Source organism: Actinoplanes sp. NPDC021490, assembly GCF_055562135.1.
Map to the genome: position 1 here is coordinate 131,252 of NZ_JBVHFW010000027.1, position 19,749 is coordinate 151,000.

Sequence of the window (19,749 nt, forward strand, 5' to 3'; positions counted from 1 at the left end):
ACCTTCGGGCCTACTTCGGATCCGAGCGGTTTTGGATGCGGACACCGGCGGCGAACCGCAGCAGGTTCTCGTCGGAGATGGACAGGGCGGGGCTGACGGCGATCTGCAGGACAGCGTCCCAGTCGGTGACGGCGATCTCGAGCCGGGCGCCGTCGGCATCCCGGGTGAGCCGCGCGTCGTAGGTCGCCACCCGCGTGTTCGGCGCGGTGAGCTGGTATTTCTTGCGCAGAACGACGGTGAACAGCCCGCCTTCGGGCGAGCGGAAGCTCATCGTCGAGGCGTCGATCGTGTCCGCAGTCAGGCTGGCGGGCGAGTACTCGAGGGCGAACGGGGGCTGCACGGGGATTGCCCCGCCGGTCAGAGAATCGGCCAGCGCGACCACCTGGCTCTTGCTGTAGGTGTCGTCGGTGGCCAGTTGCAGCCATTGCCCCGGCTTCTCCTGCCAGTACAGGGCATATTGCTTGGCCGGTTGCACGTCGGTGGTGCGTAGCCGTCCCGCGCGCCCGCGGACCTGGACGGTGGTCTCCTCGGCGGCCGTGGTGAACGACGGTTTCGCCGTGGACAGCGTGACGGTGGTGTCGGAGTCCCGGCGCACGTCGATGGCCTCGTAGAGCGCGGAGAGCCGTCCGGACCTCAGCGTCACCACGGGCGCGCGCATGCCGTCGGCCGGCGTAAGGGCGTACGGGAAGGTCGGGTTCGCAAAGCCCGGGACCAGCTGCACCGGCTCTGTGACGGGCATCGCGGCCGGTGGGGGAGTGCTCGGCCCCGAGCGGCTGCCGAGCACGGTCACCACCGGTACGGCGACGGTCAGCACCACGGCCAGCCCGGCGAGCTGCACAGCGAGCCGGCGCCGGCGGTGGCGGCCGGAACGCCGGTGCACCTCGTCGAGCAAATCCGAGTCGGGTGGGGCGTCGGCGGCCGCGTCGTGCAGGCTGCGAGCCAGCCGCTGTTCGAGGTCATCCATCACCGACCAGTCCCTTCTCGGTTATCACGGTCCGCATTTTGGCCAGGGCACGAGCGGACTGCGACCGTACGGTGGACTCGCCGCAGTTGAGAAGGGCGGCGATCTCGGCGTCGGGCAGGTCGCAGTAGAAGCGCAGGACGAGCACGGCCCGCTGCGCGCGGGGCAGGCCGGCGAGCAGCTGCCACATGTGGTCGCGGGCCACCACCCGGGTCTGCGGCTCGTCACCGGTCGCCGGCTCGGGCAGCTCGGCCACGATCGTCTCGCGCGACGACCGGCGCCTCCGCCAGGACAGGAACTGCCTCAAGATCGCCTTGCGGACGTACGCCTCCGCGTTGTGCATGGCGGCGATCCGGGTCCAGCGCCGGTGCAGCCTCGCCAGGACCTCCTGCACGAGGTCCTCGGCGAGGTGCGAGTCGCCGGACAGCACGTACGCGAAACGCAACAGTGCCCAGCCGCGGGCCTGTACGAATTCGTCGAAGCTGTCCGGCTCGGTCAACAGGACTTGAACTTGTACGTGCCGGAGCCGGGAGCGGTGACGTCGACGTCGCGCAGCACGATCGACAGGCGGCTGCCGAACTGCGAGCAGGCCTTGGTGAACCCGCTCTGGGTGTATTCGATCACCACCACATTGTTGCCGTACGTGCCGGTGTAGGCGTCACATTCGTCCCACTGACCGCACTCCTCGGCCACGGCGAAGTCGAAACCAGCCGTACGGGATTGGGCGGCAGTCAGCTCGGCCGTGTTCTTCTGGCCGACGGCCAGGCCCTTGCCGTGCGCGAACGCCGACAGCGAGGCGGCGTAGGCCAGCGCATCAGCTTTCTTCAGGCGGCCACCGGAGCGGCTGAAGGAGTCCAGGTTGTCGGGCTCGACGCCCTTGAAACCCTTGGCCGCGCACGTGGTGATCCAGCCGCCGACGACCTGGGTCAGTTCGGCCCGCTTGGCCGCCGTCGAGAAGTCGAGCAGGTATTCGTCCCAGTCGGGGTCCTCGACCGGCTTGCCCGTGCTGTCGCGCAGCAGAACGTTCGGATGGTTGGTCTCCCACCAGCGCTTCGTCGCGGCGTCGGCCTGTGTCTGGAACGCGTTGACATAGCAGATGTTGTAGAGGTCCGATGCGATGGCGGCGGTGTAGTCACGGCTGACCACCTTGACGCCCGTGGGTGGCTGATAGGCCTGGCCGATCTGGTAGTCGAACCCGGCGTTGGCCGGCGGCGGCGCCCACGTGGCGGCCTTGGGCGTCGCCGGCGCGGGCCGGCCCGGCCGGGTGCCGGCGTGCGCGACCCCGATGCCGGCCGCGACCACCGCCACCGCGGCGGCCACCACGACCAGGACCTTGGTGCGACTGCGTTTTTTCTGTGCCATGCGTGAACTCCTCGGGGGCGAGCGGGGGTGACTCTGCCCGAACAACGCGATGGACCCAGCCAGCCGCTGCACCGATCACCCAAAATTTTCGCCGGCCCGGTCTTACCGCATCAGTAAGGCCGCTTCCGTCATCGCCGCGAACGCCGATGTTTGCTGGTACCAGGCTGGGTACGTCCTTCGGTGGACGGGGCGGCCGTGCCGGAGGCCTGAGTCACCCGGCCCCGCTGTCCCGCCCGGAACATCGGGGGTTCTCTGACGTACGACGACACGGAGGCAACACCATGCGTACCGCGAAGCTCGGCGCACTCGAGGCCGGCCGGATCGGCCTCGGCGCGATGGGGATGTCGCACGGTTACAGCGGCGCCGGCAGCGACGACGCCGAATCCATCCGCACCATCCACCGGGCCATCGACCTCGGCGTCACCCTGATCGACACCGCCGAGGTCTACGGCCCGTACGTCAACGAGGAGCTGGTCGGCCGCGCCCTGAAGGGCCGCCGGGAAGAGGTGGTGCTGGCCACCAAGTTCGGGCTCATCTCCCACACCGGACGTGGCGCGGGAAAACCGGACAGCAGCCCCGACAGCATCCGTACGGCGGCGGAGGGCTCGCTCAAGCGGCTCGGCACCGACCACATCGACCTCTACTACCAGCACCGCGTCGACCCGGACACGCCGATTGAGGACACCATGGGCGCCCTCGCGCAGCTCGTCACCGACGGCAAGATCCGGTACGTCGGCCTGTCCGAGGCCTGGACCGACACCATCCGCCGGGCGCATGCCGTGCATCCGGTGACCGCGCTGCAGTCGGAATACTCCCTGTGGACCCGCGACCAGGAGGAGATCCTGCCGGTGCTGCGCGAGCTGGGCATCGGTCTGGTCGCGTACTCCCCGCTGGGCCGCGGCTTCCTCACCGGCGCCCTGCGCACCCCCGCCGACGTCGAGAAGCTGGACGACAGCGACTTCCGCAAGACCCACCCGCGCTTCACCGGCGAGAACTTCCAGCGCAACCTGCGGCTCGCCGACCAGGTGCAGGCGGTCGCCGACCAGGCCGGAGCCACGCCGGCCCAGGTGGCTCTGGCCTGGCTGCTGGCCCAGGGCGACGACGTCGTGCCGATTCCCGGCACCAAGCGGGTCAGCCGGGTGGAGGAGAACGTCGCCGCGGACGCCGTCACGCTGACGCCCGAGCAGATCGCGACGCTGACCGCCCTGCCGGTGGCCGAGGGCGGCCACCACACCGAAGAGCAGATGCGGATGATCGAGCGCTGAACCGAGCCGGCCGGTCTCCCCGCGGAGACCGGCCTGCCTCGAAGTCAGCCCAGGGCCGCTCGGATGACCGCGGCGCCCCCGTCCAGTTTCAGCAGCTCCACGAGGTAGCCTCCCGATTCGGGCTCGCCTCCGGGCTGGTCGCATCCGACTCGCCCGCCGCCGTCGGCGTGTATCTCCACAGCGCACCCGGGCCCGGCCAGGAAGCCGCCACCGCCACCCCGGCCATGGGGGTCGGTCAGTCGCACCCTGACACCGCCTTTCTCCATGGAGGCCGAGACCGTCCACCGGGCGAGCGCGAATTTGACCGAACCGGAGAAGGACACTTTGCAGTCGCCGTCGGCGCACCCCGGGTATTTGGTGCCGCCCCCGCTCGTCTCCCGCGGCGGCTTGGGCTTCCGTGTCGCCTCGGGTTTCTGTGCCGCCTTCGCCTTCCGTGACCGGTCCACGGTGGGGGAGGAAGATGCGGAAGGCCCGGCGCCACGGGGACTGGGGGAGGAAGCAGCGCGGGAAGCGGTCGTGGTGGCGGCGGTGTCAGGGCTCGACGCCGCGGCAGTGGAGGTTGACTCCACAGTGGAATCGCAGCCGGCTGCGGCCAAGACCAGCAGTAGCGCCCCGATCGCTGTGCGTTTTGCGGGGGAACGTCGGCATGCTGCATGCGCGGAGCCTAGCGGCCCGACTTCGCCGAAGCCGTAGGGGAGCCGGACGACGGCGCGGCTGCACGCCACCACGTTGAGGCGTGCTCTGAGCGCCTGTCCGGCCGACCGGTCTGAGCACCGTATTAATGATCGTCTCAGATTCGCTCGCTAGGAAGTCGGCGTCAGATAAGCGATGTGAACCGTATGTAGGAGGCCAGTGATGGCAGTCAACGCAGCACCGCACGGGGAAGCGCCGGTCGGTCGGTGGGCAGGGCGGTGGGTGCCGTGGCTGGTGATTGCCTTGTGGGTGGCACTGGCGGCGGTCATGGTGCCGTTGAGCGGAAAGCTGAGCTCGGTCACCACCGATAAAGCCGTGGACACCCTGCCGGCCAATGCCGAGTCCACCAGAGTGGCGGCGATCGAGGACAGTCTCCCCGGAGGGGAGGACAACACGTTCGTCTTCGTGTACCAGCGCGCCGGCGGCATGACCGACGCCGACCGCGCGACGGTCGAGCGGCACTACAACACCCTTGCCAAGCGGTACCCGCCGAAGGCGGTGACCCCGGACGGCGAGGACGACGACGGCCCAGCGACGAGGCCCTCCACCGACGGCAAGGCGATGATGTTCACCCTCGATGTGAGCACGGCCTACGGCGGACCGGAGGACATCGTCGGCCCGTTGCGTGACGCCGCGAAGGACCGCCCCGCCGGCCTGGAACTCGACGTGACCGGCCCCGCCGCGATCGACGGTGACATGGACGCCGTCTTCGACGGCATCGACCTGCAGGTCTTCCTCACCACCGTCATCGTCGTCACGCTCCTGCTCATCCTCACCTACCGCAGCCCGGTGTTGTGGTTCATCCCGCTCATGGCCGTGGGCGCGGCCGCACTGACCTCGATGGCGACCGTCTACCTGCTCGTCAAGGGCTTCGGCATCGTGGTCAACGACCAGAACTCGGCGCTGCTGACGATCCTGGTGTTCGGCGTCGGCACGGACTACGCGCTGTTGCTCATCGCCCGATATCGGGAGATGCTGCACCACCACGAGAACGTACGGGTCGCGATGGTCCACGCGCTCCGCGGTGCGGCGCCGGCCATCGTCGCGTCCGCGGCCACCGTGATCGCCGGTCTGCTCTGCCTGCTCGTCGCCGACCTGAACAGCACCAGCGGGCTGGGCCCGATCGGTGCGGCCGGCATCCTGTGCGCGCTGGTCGCCATGCTGACGCTGTTCCCGGCAATGCTGGTGTTGCTCGGCAGGCGGATCTTCTGGCCGGCTATCCCGCGGTTCAGCACGGCCGTGGAGGACAAGCCGGGGCTGTGGGGACGGCTCGGCGCCGCCATCAACCGCCGCCGGTGGGTGGCGACGCTCGGCTCGTTCGGAGTCCTCGGTGTGCTCGCGATCGGGCTGGCTGGCAACACCGGCGCCCTGCGGGAGCAGGACCAGTTCCTGGACGCGCCGGAGTCGGTCGCCGGCTTCACCGTTCTCCGCCAGCACTTTCCGGAGCTCGGCGGCCAGCCGATGACCATCTTCACGCGGCCGGCGTACCAGCAGCGGGTGCTCGACGTCGTCAAGGGCACTCCCGGCGTGGCCCAGGCCGAGCCGGGCCAGACCAGCGGGGGCTGGGCCGACATCTCCGTGTTCCCGATCGACGCGCCGGACACCGCCGCGGAGTACGACACGATCAAGCGGGTGCGTACCGCCGTGCACGCGGTCAACGGGTCGGAGGCGATCGTCGGCGGACCGAGTGCGGAGAACCTCGACACCGAGGCGACCACCACCCGCGACGAGAAGCTGGTGATCCCGCTGGTACTCGCCGTCGTCCTGCTGGTCCTCGGGTTGCTGCTGCGCGCGATCGTGGCCCCGCTGATCCTGATGGCGACCGTGATCGTCTCGTTCGCCGCGGCCTTCGGCGGCAGCGTGTTCGTCTTCGACACGATCCTCGGATTCCAGGGCGTCGACTATTCGGTGCCGCTGCTGGCATTCCTGTTCCTGGTGGCGCTGGGCGTCGACTACAACATCTTCCTGGCCAGCCGGGCCCGGGAGGAGACCGTACGTCTCGGCACCAGAGACGGCATGCTCAAAGCCCTCTCCGCCACCGGTGGCGTCATCACCTCGGCAGGCCTGGTCCTGGCGGCCACATTCGCGGTCCTCGCCTCGCTTCCGCTGGTGATGCTGATCGAGGTCGGGTTCCTGGTCGCCTTCGGCGTGCTGCTCGACGCCCTGCTGGTGCGGTCGGTTCTGGTGCCCGCCCTCACCCTGCTGATCGGCCGGCGGATCTGGTGGCCGAGCCGGTTGTCCCGGCCGGTGGAGCTGCCGGACCGTCAACGGCCGCTCGTGGACGATGAGGAGCCCGCGCTGCAACGGTGAGCGCGGCGGCACGTACGAGATCCGGGACGGGAACCCAACCCCGTCCCGGATTTTGTATGTGCCGCCGCTCTTTGGTCCTGCGCCACACGGTGTCCGGCCCGGTGGCGGGCCGCAAGTCTTGCGCCGCGCCGCCGCGGCGGTGTCAGCTCACCGCGGTGTCTTCCCCGGCGGTGAGCCGTGCGATCGGGGCGGGCGGGGCCGCGGCCGGAAGTTCGACTTGAAGCAGGGCGCCGCCGCGTGCGGAGCGGGCGACGGTGGCCCGGCCGCCGTGGGCGTCGACGACCCGCTGCACGATCGACAGCCCCAGACCGGATCCCGGCAACGCCCGGGCGCTGTCGGCACGGTAGAACCGGTCGAACACCCGCGGTGCGTCGGCGGCGTCGATGCCCGGCCCGGCGTCGTCGACCTCGAGCACCGCCGACGCGCCCTCGGCACGGAGCCGTACCTGGACCGGCTGGTCCGCGGGGGACCACTTGCCGGCGTTGTCGACGAGGTTGAGCACCGCCCGCTGGAGGGCAGCGGGACGCCCGCTCACCCACACGGAGGTCACGTCGAGCGCGATCTCGATGTCGGGCGCCCGGGAACGCGCCCGGGTCGCGGCGGCCACCACCACGTCGGCGAGGTCGATCAGCTCGGTGCTCTCGTCGCTGACGTCACCGCGCGCCAGGTCGGTCAGCTCGGCGGCCAGGGTGCTCAGCTCGGCCACCTGGGAGCCGAGATCGTTGAGCAGCCGGGTCCGGCTCTCCGCGGGCAGCGCGCTGTCCAGGGTGCCGCGCCGATCGAGCCGGATCAGCAACTCGACGTTGAGGCGCAGGCTGGTGAGCGGGGTCTTGAGCTCGTGGGCGGCGTCCTCGGCGAGCAGCCGCTGGGCTTGCCGGGAGTCCCGGAGCGCGGCGAGCATGTCGTTGATCGACCCGATCAGCCGCCGGATCTCCCCACCACCCTCATCCGGGATGTCGGCGTCGAGATCCCGGGTCTGCGCGACACGTACCGCGGCGGCGGTCAGCCGGTCGATCGGGGCCAGCCCGGTCCGCGCCACGGTTCGTCCGACAAAGGCGCCGCCGACCACGCAGAGCAGCCCGATCAGCAGCATGCCGAACCCGAACTGGTTGATCGGGCTGTCGTCGGCGAGGCGGGCCACCTGGACAGCGCCGCCGCCCGCCCGCAGCGTGTAGACGAGGTAGCCCTCCTCGCTGTCGTCCGACTCCATCAGGTCGGCCGGCCCGCCCTGCGCCACGCTCCCGGCGCGCTCGCTGACCGGAGGCAGCGCGGGTTGGCCGGCCGGCGTCCGGGCCGAGCCGTCGGGCAGGACGACCCGCACGAGCCGACCGGACCCGGGATACGGCGGCAGCTCCACCTGCGCCAGACCGGCACGCTCCGCGCTCGTCGCCAGGACGCGGGAGTCGGCGCGTAGCTGATTCTCGGCCGAATCCCGCAGTTCCCTGTCCATCAGCTCGCTGGCCACCTGGAACGACAGGAACACGCTGACCGCGATGGCCGTCGCCGCGATCACCGTCAGCCTGGTCCGCAGGGACTGCCGGCGCCACCATCGGGTCAGCCGGCGCGGTTCCCGGCCGGCGCGCCTGCTCACGGAGGAGTCTCCCGCAACGTGTATCCCAGGCCGCGCAGCGTGTAGATCAATCGCGGCTCGCCCTCGGCCTCCATCTTGCGGCGCAGGTAACTCACGTACACCTGAAGGTTGTTGGCGGTGGCGCTCATGTCGAAGCCCCAGATCGCCTCGAACAGCGCGTCACGGGTCAGCACCCGGGTCGCGTTGCGCACGAGGACTTCCAGGAGGGAGAACTCGGTCCGGGTCAGGCGCAGCGGCCGCTCGCCCCGCCACGCCTCGAACCTGTCAGGATCGAGCCGGACGTCGGCGTACGACAGGATCGGCGACTCCCCATCGCCCGGCGTGCGCCGGCGCAGCAGGGCCCGCACCCGGGCCAGCAACTCCTCGGTGGCGAACGGCTTGGGCAGATAGTCGTCGGCGCCCGCGTCCAGCCCGGCGACCCGGTCGGAGACCTGATCCCGGGCGGTCAGCATCAGCACCGGCAGATCCCGGCCCGCGGCCCGCAGCCGCCGGCACGTCTCCAACCCGCCCAGCCGGGGCATCATCACGTCGAGGATCAGCAGATCAAGCGTGTCACCGCCGGCCCCGCCGACCCCGTCGAGCACGGCCAGACCGTTGGCGACGGTATCGGTGTCGTACCCCTCGACCTGGAGCACCCGCTCCAGCGACTCACGGATGGCCGCGTCATCATCCGCGATCATGATCCGCACGCGGGACCGCCCCCTTCCAGTCGATGCTTTTGCCGCTCATCCTCCCCGATCAACCTGAGGCCAGTATTAGAACCGCCGCTGTGGACCGCGTTCTTCGCGAGCGGTCCAGTCCGTTGCGGCTCGGGCACCCGCTGCGAAGCGGATCAGTGCAGACTGAGCAAGGCGTCAGCTCCCTCACTTACGCGCAAGGAGACCGCATGCTTTCTGTCCGAACCTCCGCCGCCCGAGTCGCCGCTGTCTTGGCAGTCCTCGCGAGTGCGGCCGCTCTCACGGCCGGGCCCGCGCAAGCGAACGATGAGGGCACCAACTCCGTCCAGAACAATGGGTCCTACGGCAGCATCGGCATCATGCACCTGTTCGACGGCAACTACACGCGCGGCAACTACGATCAGTTGCTGCGGCAGGGCGAGTGGAGCGCCGACGTCTATCCCTGGTCTTTTACCGAGGGTGTCTACATCGGCCCGGGTTACTGCGCCATCTTGCTGACGAGTTTCGACGGCACTTCCCGATGGGGCAGGTCCGACCTCATCAAGGGCCCGATCAAGTACAAAACCGACCGGACCTGGTTCTGGAAGGTCAGTGCGTTTCCTCTGCCGAGCTCCGGGAAGTGCTCAGGCTGACCCGGCCACCGGACACACCGCACCGGTTTCTCGGCTACCGTGACTGCCGTGTTGGGCGGGTTGGTGTCATCGCGGTGGGCCTGGGTTCTGTGGGACCTGGTCATTGCGACAGTCGTCGCTACCGTTGCGGTGCAGTACCGCAGCGCCTCCGTGCAAGATGTGCTGATCGGTCTGGGCATGGCCGGCGCGATCGTTGCCCGCCGCATGGCTCCGGTTCCGGTGCTGGCCGTGGTGGCGTCGCTGGCGCTGGTGCAGTTGTTCGTGGGCCGGGCTGTTCCGGCCGGTTACGATCTCGCCTTGCTCGTCGCGATGGTCGCCGTGGTGACCCACGCCCGGCGAACCCTCTACACGTATGCGGCTGGGGCGATCGTCCTTGGTGGGGTGGTCGTCCTGGCCGTCAAGGGCATGGTCTTCGAGGCCGACGGGCAGGCAGTCGACTTCAGCTCCGTCGAGGAATACCTCACGCTTCTCGTCGCCTGCGCGGCGCTTTGGCTGCTCGCGTTCGTGTTGCGGGTCCACCGGGAAAGGAATGTCGTTCTGGCGGAATTGCTCGGCACCGCGCAGCGTGAACGTGATCACCTCGCCCGGTTGGCCGCGGCCGACGAGCGTGCCTTTATCGCGCGGGAACTGCACGATGTCGTCGCGCACAGCTTGGCCGTCATGGTCGCGCAGGCGGACGGAGCCAGCTATTCGATCGGTACGGACGTTGCCCGGGCGGGGGAGGCCATGCGTACCGTCGCAGCGACAGGCCGTGAGGCACTTGACGATATGCATCGCATCGTCGGCGTGCTGCGCGGCACCGGGTCGGCGATGGACGACTCCGACGAGCGGCGCCGCCGGGGGATCGACCAGTTGGCTACGCTCGCCGCCGGGGCTCGTACGGCAGGGCTGCAGGTGGATCTGAAAATCGAGGAAATGGCCGGACTGGGTCTCGCCCGGGAACTGACCGTGTACCGGCTCGTGCAGGAGGCGCTGACCAATTCTCTGCGCCATGCCGGCCCGGGCACGTCGGTCGAGGTGGACCTGCGGCTCAGCGACGGGAAGGCGGTCCTCCAGATCAGCGACAACGGCAGCGGAACACCCGGCGGGAAGACCGGCGGCGGGGGTAACGGGCTGATCGGCATGCGCGAGCGGGTCGCTGTGCACGGCGGGGAGTTCACCGCCGGTCCGCGGCCGGATGGCGGTTGGCTCACCCGTGCCACGATTCCCATCGAAGAAGCCGTATGAGCATTCGTATTGTCCTTGTCGACGACCAGGCCCTGGTCCGGGCCGGGTTCGTGATGGTGCTGTCCTCCCAGGCCGACATGGAGGTGGTCGGCGAGGCCGGGGACGGCGCGGCGGCTCTGGCGTTGCTCGCGCGGACGCCCGCGGACGTCGTCGTCATGGACATCCGGATGCCGGTCATGGACGGGGTCGAAGCCACTCGCCGACTCTGCGGTGACCCCGACGCGCCGAAGGTGCTGGTGCTCACCACCTTCGACACCGACGCCGACGCGTTCGCCGCTCTGCAGGCGGGCGCCAGCGGTTTCCTGCTCAAGAACTCCCCGCCGGAGGACCTGCTCGCCGCGATCCGAACAGTGGCAGCGGGCGACTCGGTAGTCGCGCCGCGGATCACTCGGGCTCTGCTGGACAGGTTTGCCGGGCAGCTCACCCTCTCCGGCCGGGCCGACGCCCGCCTGGCTGCGCTGACCGAGCGTGAACGGGAAGTGCTGGAGCAGATTGCCGCCGGACTGTCGAATGCCGAGATCGCGGCACGGCTGCACGTCGCCGAGGCCACCGTGAAAACCCACTTCGGGCGGATCCTGACCAAGCTCGGCCTGCGCGACCGGGTGCAGGCGGTCGTGTTCGCGTACGAGATCGGCCTGGTCCGGCCCGCCTCCTGAACCAGACGTCCGACATTCCTTCGCGTACGACTGGAGTCGTACGCGAAACGCCCGGAGATCACATCGTGCGCCGATGTGCGGGAAGACGCGTGTCCCGAGAATTGGCGATGTCAAACGGCATCACGATTTTCGGAGGTACGCAATGAGCAAGGTCAACTGGGGCAAGCTGCTGGTCGGCGGCGCGCTGACCGTCATCGTCCTGGGCGCGGTGGCGTTCGGCGTCAACTTTGTGTGGCAGAAGCAGTTCGGTCCGACCACGGCGTCGGCGGCGGATTGCCGGCTCGCGCAGGAGCTGATCGACAAGGCCCGTACGCCACCCAGCGACGACGCCGAGGCCGAGAAGTGGGAGCAGTCGATCCGCCAGGTTCGTTACTCCCAGCTCAAGGATGACGGCGTCAGCACCCAGGTCGGCAAATATGTCGCGTGGAACCGGGCCAAGGCCACCGGCGACGGTGAACTGCCCACGGCGAAGCAGTTCGAGGACATGAAAGACGAGGCGATCGGGCACTGCGACAACAGCGGTGTCGACCTCCGGATCCCCGCCATGGGTTCCTGATGCGGGCCGCAGTCACGGCGACGGACCTGGTCAAGGTGTACGGAACGGGCGATGCCGGCGTACGGGCCCTGGACGGGGTCACGGTCGGACTCGAGCAGGGCCGGTTCACCGCGATCATGGGCCCGTCCGGGTCGGGTAAGTCGACCCTCATGCACTGCCTGGCCGGTCTCGACACCGCCACCTCGGGCCGGATCACGATCGGCGACACCGAGCTGACCGGTCTGCGCGATCGCGACCTGACAACCGTGCGCCGGGACCGGATCGGCTTCGTCTTCCAGGCGTTCAACCTGCTCCCTCAGCTCACGGCCCGGCAGAACATCACGTTGCCCGCGGACCTCGCCGGCCGGGCCGTCGACGGGCACTTCCTCGACCACATCGTCGACGTGCTCGGCATCCGGGACCGGCTGAGCCACCGGCCGGCCGAACTCTCCGGCGGCCAGCAACAGCGGGTGGCGCTGGCCCGGGCGCTGGCCGGCAAGCCCGACGTCGTCTTCGCCGACGAGCCGACCGGCAATCTGGACTCACGCTCCGGCGCCGAGGTGCTCGGGTTCCTGCGCGACTCCGTACGCCAGATCGGCCAGACCGTCGTCATGGTCACCCACGATCCGGGCGCCGCCGCGTACGCGGACCGGGCCTTGATGCTTGCCGACGGCCGCGTCGTCGCCGACATCGACCATCCCACCCGCGCGGCGGTCACCGACGCACTGCACCAACTGGCCGGTGCGCGATGAACACCAGCGTGCTGAGAACTCAGCTCAGCGGCATCCTGCGCCGCCCGGCCCGGTTGCTTCTGACCGGCCTGTCGGTGCTGGTCGCCGCGTTCGTGGTGTTTGCCACTGTCCTCGCCTACCAGATCGTCGCCCGGACCACGCTGGACACGTTCAGCGAGACCCCGCAGGCGGTCAGCCTGGTCGTCTCCACCAGCGGTGGTGATCCGCTCACCGTGCAGCAGGCCGACGAGATCCGCCGGACGCCCGGGGTGGCCCAGGTCGCCGGGCGGGTGACGGCCGACCTCACCGTCGGCACCACCTCGTCCGGGCAGTCCCTCGACGTCATCGGCGATCCGGGCTCCGGCCCGATGTCGCGGATCACCCTGGTCACCGGCTCCTACCCGGCACACGACCGGCAGATAGCACTGGACCGCCGCGCGGCCGGCCGTCTCGGCGCCGGCCCCGGCAGCACACTGGTGCTGCGCAACAACGCCGACGGTGCCGGGCCGATGAAAGTAACCGTGACCGCGGTTGTCGACGGCCCTGGCGGGGGGACGGAACGAGCGTACGCATCCGATGCCGTCGTCACCGAGCTGACCGGCAATCCGGGCTACCCACGGCTGGATGTCCTTGCCGAGCCGGGCACGAACGTGAACGCTCTGATGGACACGCTCGCCAACCAGCTGTTCGACGATCCGAAAATCTATGCCAGTGTCACCACCGGCGAGACAACCCGCGTTGCCGAAGCCCGGGCCGCCGTACAGCAGTTCGACCAGATCTTCGCCCTGGTGGCCATGTTCGTCGCGATTGCCGTCGTCGCGGCGGCCCTCGTGGCCACCTCGACCTTCCGGATCGTGTTCGCCCAGCGGCTACGCCAGCTCGCGCTGCTGCGCGCCTTCGGAGCCCAGCGCCGGCAACTCATCGCCGCTCTGGCGGTCGAAGGCGCCGTGGTCGGCCTGCTCACCGGCGCCGCCGGTGTCCTGCTCGCCATGATGGCCGGCCTGGCCGCGCCGTCCATAGCCACCGCGGCCGGGCATCCGCTGGCCGCTCCCGGCATACCGGTCGCAGCCGGGATCGCCGTCGTCATCGGCGCGGGACTGCTCACCACCGGTGCCGTGCTCGCGCCGGCATTCTCCGCCGCGGACGTAGCTCCGCTGCGAGCGCTGCGAAGTGCCGGCACGGTAGCCTCCGAACGCGGCATCACCCTCGGCCGGGCCTTGCTCGGAGGCCTGCTGGCCGCCGGAACCGTAGGCATGACCTGGCTGACCGTGGACGCGACGACCACCGGACAGGCCTCCTCCACGGTCCTGCTCTATCTGGTCGGGGTGGGAGCGCTCGTTTTCGGCAGCCTCATCGCGTTCGGACCGGTCTTGATCCGGCCCCTGCTCACCGCGGTCGGCTGGCCGCTGCGGCCGTTCGGCCCGGTCGGCCGCCTCGCAGTCGGCGGCATCGGCGGAACACCCCGGCGGGCGGCCGCCGTATCAGTCGTCGTCGCCCTCGGCGTTGCCCTCGTCACCGGCACCGTCGTCGGCACCACGAGCCTGCAGACCTGGATCGACCAGCAACAGGCGGCCCGGACCCCGGCCGACCTCGCGCTGGTCACGGGCGACGGGCGAAACGCCGCCGAGGTCCTGAACCGGCTGCGCGCCGACACGCACTTCCGCGACGTCACCCCGTTCCGCATGGCCACGTTCACCACCTCCGGTCCGCTGGTCTACGGTGCGATCTCCGTCGACCTGAACGCTCTGCCCGCCCTGGCGAAGCTCTCGGCAGCCGACGGGACGCTCACCGTCCCGGCTCCCGGCACAGCGATCCTGGCGCGCACCCTCGCGGAGGACATCGGCGCCGGCCTCGGCGACACCGTCTCGCTGCGAACGGCAAAGGGCGGCACCGTACGCGTGCGAGTCACGGCGACACTGACCACCGACGCGCCGCTGCGGACCAACGCCGTACTCGCCCCGGCCGACCTGGCGAAGCTGGACGACACCTCGACCGGGGCGTTCGCCGACATCGCTCACGGTTCCCGGGACGAGGCACTGGCCGCATTCCGCAAAGCCGGCGCGGACGCGGAAGTCATCGTGCTCGCCGACGAACGCGACAAAGTCAACGGAGAGGTATCTTCGCTCCTCGCCGCGGCGCTCGGTCTTCTCGGGCTCACCGTGCTGATCTCCGTCATCGGCGTCGGCACCACCACCGCGCTGTCCGTGGTGGAACGCACCCGCGAGTCCGGCCTCTTGCGAGCGCTGGGTCTGAGCCGCCCCGCGCTCCAGGCGATGATCGGCGCCGAAGCCGGTCTGTACGGAGTCATCGGCGCCCTCGCGGGCACTGCCCTCGGCATCCCCTTCGCCTGGCTGGCCCTCGACGCGCTCCAAATGAATCTGCCACTGACGATCCCGGCGGGCCGGCTGCTGCTGATCGCTGCGCTGCTCACCCTCACCACGGTCGCGGCCGGCCTGTTGCCGGCTAGAAAGGCGGCCCGGACCAGTCCGATCGCCGCTCTCGGAAAGGAATAACAGACCTTGCGAGCCCGCACCTGGTGGCCGATCGCCCTTGCCCTGGTGGCTTCGGTCGCGCTGCTGTACGCGGTCGTTCTGCCGGGCGGCTACCTGACCTGGTTGTGGGTGGCCATGATCCTGTGGGCGATAGCCGCCGCGGGTTGGCTGGGGTCGCTGGCCGGCCGGTCCTGGCCGGTCCGGTCGATCCTGCCGGTGGTCTCCGTCCTGACGATGGTGGTGGCATGCTCGGGGGCGGCCGGCCGGCTGCTGTTTCCCTTGCACCGTCCGGGCTTGGAGCGGCTGGCGACCTCGCCGCTCGGCGCAAGCCACGGCCTGTACCACTTCTCCGCCGTATGGAGCCATGGCGGTTGCGTCACGTACGTGACCGCGGACAGCGGCATGTCGCAGTTCTCCGGCCTGGTGCGGTGCACGTCCGGCGTGAAGCCGTCGCCCCGTCTGGGAGACACCGCGGGCGACGCGGTGTTTGAGCCGCTGGGCAACGACTGGTACGCCTTCATCGTCCCGCGTTCCGGCTCGGGGGTCTGGGGTTTCAACCCATTCGCCGTCCAAGCCAACGCCCAGGCTCAGGCCGCGATCGCTCCGCCGTCCACCGGCAGGATCGCGCCGTGCACGTAGGCTGCCTCGTCACCGGCCAGGAAGGCCACGGCCGCCGCGATCTCGTGCGGGTCACCGAGCCGGCGGGCCGGCAATGCCGCGGCAACTGCTTCCAGGCCGGCGCCGTCACCGGTGCCCTCGGTGCGGATCGGCCCAGGGCTGACTGCGTTGACACGTACGCCGGACGGTCCGAATTCCGCCGCCCAGCCCTGGGTGAGCAGAAGCAGCGCCGCTTTGCTGGATCCATAAAGAGCGGCGGTGGGGGAGCCGCGGTGCGCGGCCCCGGTGAGAATGTTGACGATGCTGCCGCCACCGCGCTCGGCCATCGCCGGTGCGAGAGCCTGGACCAGGAAGTAAGGGGCCTTGACGTTGAGGTCGTAGATCGCGTCGAAATCGGCCTCGGTGGTCGCCGTGGTCGGGCCGAACGTGAAGATGCCGGCGTTGTTGACCAGCAGGTCGATCTGGCCGGTTACTGCCGTGGCCTGCTCGGCGAGGCTGGTTGCGGCCGCTGCCGAGGTGAGGTCGGCAACCAGGAAGCCGGCTTCGCCGCCCTCCGCGCGGATCTGGGCGACAGCCTGTTCGCCACGCGCGGCGTTGCGGCCGGAGACGATGACGTGGGCGCCGCGGGCGGCGAGCCGGGCGGCCACCGCGCGGCCGATACCGCTGGTCGAGCCGGTCACGAGGGCGGTACGGCCATTGAGCCGAGAAGACATGGTTCTACTCCAGGTTTCGACAACATCGCAGCCGGCCCAGCGTCACCCCCATCCCGCGCAATCCCGGCAAGATTTTGCTCATCTGTCAAAATGAGCCGGTGTCGGCCGCGATAGAAGAGACCCTGCGTACCCTGCCTCCACGGCTTCGGGCACTGCGCAAACGGGCCGGGATCACCCTTGCCGCGCTGTCCACGGCAAGCGGCATCCCGATCAGTACGCTGTCGCGGCTGGAGGCCGGTAAACGGACGCCGACGCTGGAACAAGTCCTCGCTCTGGCCGAGGCCCACGCCGTCTCCGTCGACGAGCTGATCGGCGCGCCGCCCACCGGCGATGTGCGGGTGAACCTGCGCCCGATCGTCCGCAACGGCAAGACGCTGATTCCGCTGACCCGCCGTCCAGGGGGCATCCAGGCATACAAACTCATCCTGCCGGGCGAGACTCCCGGCGCCACCCACGTCCTGGCCACCCATGAGGGCTACGAGTGGCTGTACGTCCTCAACAACCGGCTGCGGCTTCTGCTCGCCGGCCAGGAACTGCTTCTTGCTCCGGGCGAAGCCGCCGAATTCGACACCCGGGTGCCGCACTGGTTCGGTGCCGCCCAGCCCCAGCCGACCGAGATCCTCGCTCTACTCGGCAATCAGGGCGAACGCACGCATGTGCGCGCCACGGCGACTCCGGCCCGCGCCACTTGAGAGCCCGTCCGGAAACTGCGGCCGGCCGTGGACAGGCCTACCCGCAGTTGCGGCCCGGTTCGCGCTGCCACCACGCGTCCACGGCCGCCTGCCGGCGGATCACGGACCCGTCAGGTGGCCGCGTCCCGCCATCGCAGGAGGCGCCGGACGCCGTCGAGGTCCCGCAGGCCCATGGCGCGGCCCTGGAAGATCCGCACGCCCATCGCGTGCAGCTCGTCCAGCCGGGTGTAGTCGGAGGTGGCCCGGGGGTTGGACACCGTGACGCCGACCTCGATCTCGTCGGGATTACGGCCCACCCGGTCGCACCAGTCGCCGAGTACGTCCAGCTTGTGGTGCAGCGTGGCGGCGTCGGACAGGCTGTGCCAGATGTCGGCGTGCTGCGCGACGATCCGCAGGGTCTTGCGCTCACCGGCGCCGCCGATCAGTACCGGGATGTCCCGTACGGGAGCCGGGTTGAGCTGCTTCCACCGGGCCTTGATCCGCGGCAGGTCGGCCGCCAGCGCGTCCAGGCGCGAACCTGGTGTGCCGAACGGGTAGCCGTACTCGTCGAAGTCCCGGGCGAGCCAGCCGGAGCCCGTCCCGAAGATGAACCGGCCGCCGGAGATGTGGTCGACCGTGCGGGCCATGTCGGCCTGCAGGTCCGCGTTGCGGTAGGCGGTGCAGTTGACCAGCGGCCCGAGCGTCACCCGCGAGGTCTGCTCGGCGAGGGCGCCGAGCATGGTCCAGGCCTCGAGGTGTGGTCCGTGCGGGGGGCCGAACAGCGGGAAGAAGTGGTCCCAATTGAAGACGATGTCGACGCCGAGGTCCTCCAGGGCGCGGACGGTGTCGCGGACCTCGGCGTAGTCACCGTATTCGTTGGTGATCTGCACCCCCACACGCGCGGGGACGTCGGCCTTCATCGCCGTCCCCGCAGGATGGGCCCTTCAGCGGGTGCGCGGGTCACGGCTCCGAGACCTCGCCGTCGCGGAAGTGGCGGACGATCGCGTCAAGGAACCGGGCCGAAGCGTGCCGGGAGGTCTCAGCCTCGGGGGCGAACGACATGAACGCGTGGTAGGCCCCGGGCACGAGGTGCAGCTCGGCCGGCACGCCGCTGCGGATCAGCGTCCTGACGTACCGAAGCGCCTCACCGGCGAACAGGTCGAGCTGGCCGACGACGATGTACGCGGGGGCCACGCCGGCCGCCTCGGTGGCCCGGGCGGGTGCCGCGTACGCGGGGACGTCTGGACCGGCGTGCGCGGCACCCAGGACCGACTGCCAGGCGAAGCGATTGCTCTGCGCCGTCCACACGAACTCGCCCGCGTACGGCAGGGGATCCGGTTCGGCGTCGGTCCCGGTCCGGTCGTCGAGCATCGGGTACTGGAGGAATTGCGCCGACAGGCTCACCTCGGCACGGTCGCGGGCCAGCAGCGCGAGGCCCGCCGCGAGCCCACCGCCTCCGCTCTCTCCGGCGACGGCGATGCGCCCGGCCGGGAATCCCAGCTCGGCGGCCGCGGTGTGCAGCCACTTGAGCACGGTGTAGCAGTCCTCCAGGCCGGCCGGGTACGGGTTCTCGGGCGCGAGCCGGTAGTCCACCGCCACCACCACGCAGTCCGCGGTGTGGGCGAAGTGCCGGCTCTGGGCGTCGTAGCCGACGGAACTTCCCATTATCATTCCGCCGCCGTGCAGGAAGATGAGAGCTCCGCGGGCGGTGTCGCCGGCGGGTGTGTGCACCCGGACCTGGACGGAGGTCCCGTCGGGGCGCGGCACCTGCCGTTCCACGCTGGTGACGCCCGGTGCGTCCGGTGCCGGCAGCGCCATGGCGTCGACCGCCGGCCGGAAGTCCGCCAGCGTTTCCGCGGACACCCCGAAGGGCGGAACCGCGTCCAGGGCCACTCGCAACTGCGGCTCGACCTGGTCCCTGCTGCTGAGGGTTGATGGCACCACGGCATTTCTCCTTGGGTGAGACGATGCTCCGCATGTCAGCGGCTGACATCAACGTAACACGCCATGTCAGTCGCTGTCATGGGTGGCTGACATGCGATGACAGGGACCGACATCACACGGCCCACCTCACCGCCGACACGGCGATCGCGGTCTTCAAGGGCCCGTTCGCTTGCTGGTTGGAGACTCGGAGCAGCTGGACTTCGCCACGCTCGTGCGCGAGGCCAGTGGGGAACGGCGGGCCGTCGTCGGGGGATAGCTCGGCTGGCGGCGTCCTGTCCCCCGTGCGAGCGACAGCGGACTGTCCACTCTGTGGTGACGTTTTCCGCGGGTGATCTCTCTAGCGTCATCGGCATGAAGAAATCACTTGTGGCAGTTATCGCTACCGCAACGGTGGCCGGAGCCGCACTGGCCGGTATCGGGGCTGCTCAGGCGAGGACCCCCGACCGACCGGCGCCGGTCGCGTTCCGGCCGGGCCTGGCCGCGACCTTGCAGGCCGACGCGGACGCGCTGGGGCGGTACGGCGCGCCGGGTGTGCTGGTCGGGTTGGACACTCCGCGGGGTGACGTGCGGGTGCGCAGCGGGTACGGCAATGTCGCGAAGCGCACCCCGGTTCCGTGGGACGCGAAGTTCCGGATCGGCAGCTACACCAAGCCGTTCGTGGCGGCGACCGT

Annotated in this window: 19 protein-coding genes; 11 read left to right on the forward strand and 8 right to left on the reverse strand. The window is 70.0% G+C overall.

The window, feature by feature from the left end; all coding sequences use genetic code 11:
- Positions 1-10 precede the first annotated feature (10 nt).
- From ACZ3I4_RS45970 to ACZ3I4_RS45980, 3 genes are read right to left on the reverse strand one after another with little or no spacing between them, the layout of a single operon-like run.
- The gene (locus tag ACZ3I4_RS45970) at positions 11-964 is read right to left on the reverse strand and encodes a hypothetical protein (protein WP_465388487.1); all 954 of its coding nucleotides are present in this window, start codon (positions 962-964) and stop codon (positions 11-13) included.
- Positions 957-1,460: a SigE family RNA polymerase sigma factor gene (locus ACZ3I4_RS45975; protein WP_465388488.1), complete on the reverse strand. Its 504-nt coding sequence runs from the start codon at positions 1,458-1,460 to the stop codon at positions 957-959. The genes ACZ3I4_RS45970 and ACZ3I4_RS45975 overlap by 8 nt, the downstream gene beginning before the upstream one ends.
- Positions 1,457-2,323: an endo alpha-1,4 polygalactosaminidase gene (locus tag ACZ3I4_RS45980; protein ID WP_465388489.1), complete on the reverse strand. Its 867-nt coding sequence runs from the start codon at positions 2,321-2,323 to the stop codon at positions 1,457-1,459. The genes ACZ3I4_RS45975 and ACZ3I4_RS45980 overlap by 4 nt, the downstream gene beginning before the upstream one ends.
- Before the next feature lie 281 nt (positions 2,324-2,604).
- On the opposite strand from ACZ3I4_RS45980, the gene ACZ3I4_RS45985 reads away from it, so the two are divergent.
- Positions 2,605-3,588 carry an aldo/keto reductase gene (locus ACZ3I4_RS45985; RefSeq protein WP_465388490.1) on the forward strand — a complete coding sequence of 328 codons (984 nt, stop codon included), beginning with the start codon at positions 2,605-2,607 and terminating at the stop codon, positions 3,586-3,588.
- Positions 3,589-4,515: 927 nt separating this feature from the next.
- Complete coding sequence (locus ACZ3I4_RS45990; RefSeq protein WP_465388491.1) at positions 4,516-6,591, forward strand: MMPL family transporter; 2,076 nt, start codon at positions 4,516-4,518, stop codon at positions 6,589-6,591.
- 142 nt (positions 6,592-6,733) lie between these two features.
- Here ACZ3I4_RS45990 and ACZ3I4_RS45995 read toward each other — a convergent pair whose 3' ends face one another.
- Together ACZ3I4_RS45995 and ACZ3I4_RS46000 are read right to left on the reverse strand one after the other, a co-directional pair.
- Positions 6,734-8,182, reverse strand: coding sequence for a sensor histidine kinase (locus ACZ3I4_RS45995; RefSeq protein ID WP_465388492.1), 1,449 nt, complete (start codon positions 8,180-8,182; stop codon positions 6,734-6,736).
- Positions 8,179-8,862 (reverse strand): response regulator transcription factor, encoded by a 684-nt coding sequence (locus ACZ3I4_RS46000; RefSeq protein WP_465388493.1) that lies wholly within the window; start codon positions 8,860-8,862, stop codon positions 8,179-8,181. The genes ACZ3I4_RS45995 and ACZ3I4_RS46000 overlap by 4 nt, the downstream gene beginning before the upstream one ends.
- Positions 8,863-9,068: 206 nt before the next feature.
- On the opposite strand from ACZ3I4_RS46000, the gene ACZ3I4_RS46005 reads away from it, so the two are divergent.
- The 7 genes from ACZ3I4_RS46005 (at position 9,069) to ACZ3I4_RS46035 (ending at position 15,771) form a co-directional block, all read left to right on the forward strand.
- Positions 9,069-9,491: a hypothetical protein gene (locus ACZ3I4_RS46005; RefSeq protein WP_465388494.1), complete on the forward strand. Its 423-nt coding sequence runs from the start codon at positions 9,069-9,071 to the stop codon at positions 9,489-9,491.
- A gap of 48 nt (positions 9,492-9,539) precedes the next feature.
- Positions 9,540-10,718: a sensor histidine kinase gene (locus tag ACZ3I4_RS46010; RefSeq protein WP_465388495.1), complete on the forward strand. Its 1,179-nt coding sequence runs from the start codon at positions 9,540-9,542 to the stop codon at positions 10,716-10,718.
- Positions 10,715-11,374 (forward strand): response regulator, encoded by a 660-nt coding sequence (locus ACZ3I4_RS46015; RefSeq protein WP_465388496.1) that lies wholly within the window; start codon positions 10,715-10,717, stop codon positions 11,372-11,374. The genes ACZ3I4_RS46010 and ACZ3I4_RS46015 overlap by 4 nt, the downstream gene beginning before the upstream one ends.
- 142 nt (positions 11,375-11,516) lie before the next feature.
- A complete protein-coding gene (locus tag ACZ3I4_RS46020) occupies positions 11,517-11,930 on the forward strand; it encodes a hypothetical protein (RefSeq protein ID WP_465388497.1) in 414 nt (137 codons plus the stop codon).
- A complete protein-coding gene (locus ACZ3I4_RS46025) occupies positions 11,930-12,661 on the forward strand; it encodes an ABC transporter ATP-binding protein (protein ID WP_465388498.1) in 732 nt (243 codons plus the stop codon). Before ACZ3I4_RS46020 ends, ACZ3I4_RS46025 begins: the two co-directional genes overlap by 1 nt.
- Positions 12,662-12,669: 8 nt before the next feature.
- Positions 12,670-15,153: an ABC transporter permease gene (locus ACZ3I4_RS46030; RefSeq protein WP_465388499.1), complete on the forward strand. Its 2,484-nt coding sequence runs from the start codon at positions 12,670-12,672 to the stop codon at positions 15,151-15,153.
- Positions 15,154-15,159: 6 nt separating this feature from the next.
- The gene (locus ACZ3I4_RS46035) at positions 15,160-15,771 is read left to right on the forward strand and encodes a hypothetical protein (protein ID WP_465388500.1); all 612 of its coding nucleotides are present in this window, start codon (positions 15,160-15,162) and stop codon (positions 15,769-15,771) included.
- Here the strand turns inward: ACZ3I4_RS46035 and ACZ3I4_RS46040 are convergent.
- On the reverse strand, positions 15,720-16,463 hold the full coding sequence (locus tag ACZ3I4_RS46040; protein ID WP_465388501.1) for an SDR family NAD(P)-dependent oxidoreductase: 744 nt from the start codon (positions 16,461-16,463) through the stop codon (positions 15,720-15,722). The two genes, ACZ3I4_RS46035 and ACZ3I4_RS46040, sit on opposite strands and share 52 nt — an antisense overlap.
- Before the next feature lie 98 nt (positions 16,464-16,561).
- Between ACZ3I4_RS46040 and ACZ3I4_RS46045 the strand changes: the two genes are divergently transcribed.
- Positions 16,562-17,155: a helix-turn-helix domain-containing protein gene (locus ACZ3I4_RS46045; RefSeq protein ID WP_465388502.1), complete on the forward strand. Its 594-nt coding sequence runs from the start codon at positions 16,562-16,564 to the stop codon at positions 17,153-17,155.
- Positions 17,156-17,265: 110 nt separating this feature from the next.
- Here the strand turns inward: ACZ3I4_RS46045 and ACZ3I4_RS46050 are convergent, their stop codons facing one another.
- Positions 17,266-18,054, reverse strand: coding sequence for an LLM class F420-dependent oxidoreductase (locus ACZ3I4_RS46050; RefSeq protein WP_465388503.1), 789 nt, complete (start codon positions 18,052-18,054; stop codon positions 17,266-17,268).
- 40 nt (positions 18,055-18,094) lie between these two features.
- A complete protein-coding gene (locus ACZ3I4_RS46055; RefSeq protein ID WP_465388504.1) occupies positions 18,095-19,078 on the reverse strand; it encodes an alpha/beta hydrolase in 984 nt (327 codons plus the stop codon).
- A 351-nt stretch (positions 19,079-19,429) separates the two neighbouring features.
- Here ACZ3I4_RS46055 and ACZ3I4_RS46060 point away from each other — a divergent pair.
- A partial coding sequence (locus ACZ3I4_RS46060) for a serine hydrolase (protein WP_465388505.1) occupies positions 19,430-19,749 on the forward strand: 320 nt, incomplete at its 3' end.